This is a genomic window from Mesorhizobium sp. M7A.F.Ca.CA.002.04.1.1 (assembly GCF_004022805.1).
In the GTDB taxonomy this organism is placed as follows: domain Bacteria; phylum Pseudomonadota; class Alphaproteobacteria; order Rhizobiales; family Rhizobiaceae; genus Mesorhizobium; species Mesorhizobium ciceri.
The window spans coordinates 1-500 of sequence record NZ_RZPL01001300.1; the positions used below are offsets into that span (position 1 = coordinate 1).

Consider the following 500-nt stretch of genomic DNA (forward strand, 5'->3'; position numbering starts at 1 on the left):
GTTGTGGATGACATCGTCGGCGTTGAAGGCATCGCCGTTCGACCACGAGATGCCCTTGCGCACATGCAGGGTCAGCATCCTGGCGTCGTCGCTCGCCTCCCAGCTTTCGAGCAGCCAGGGCTCGAAGGAGAAGTCGGTGTTCCAGCGCACCAGATATTCGTTGCAGTGGCGGGCAACGTTGGACATCTCGACGCCGTCGAAGGTGCGCGGGTCCTTGAAACCCTTGACGTTCATGGCGACGCGCAGGACGCCGCCCTTCTTGGGTTCCGCCGCGCGGGCAGGGATGGTGCCAAGTCCGCCCAGCGCCAGCGCCCCGGCGGCGCTGACGCCGAGCCCGGCCATCAGCGCCAGATATTCGCGGCGGTTGATGCCGCCGGCCTTGAAATCGTCGGCCACGGGTTTGGCTTGCGGGTGGAGTTTGCGGTCGGTCAGCATGAATTTCATCGTCGTTCCCCTGTTGTTGATGCATGCCGCCCAAAAGTGCCCAGCGGTTTTGGGAC

The 500-nt window shown here is 64.2% G+C and carries 1 protein-coding gene; it reads right to left on the reverse strand.

What is annotated here, in order from left to right:
• Positions 1-444, reverse strand: a 444-nt coding sequence (locus ENZ75_RS33895) for an ABC transporter substrate-binding protein (RefSeq protein WP_245481375.1), incomplete at its 3' end; no start/stop codon positions are given.
• Positions 445-500 lie beyond the last annotated feature (56 nt).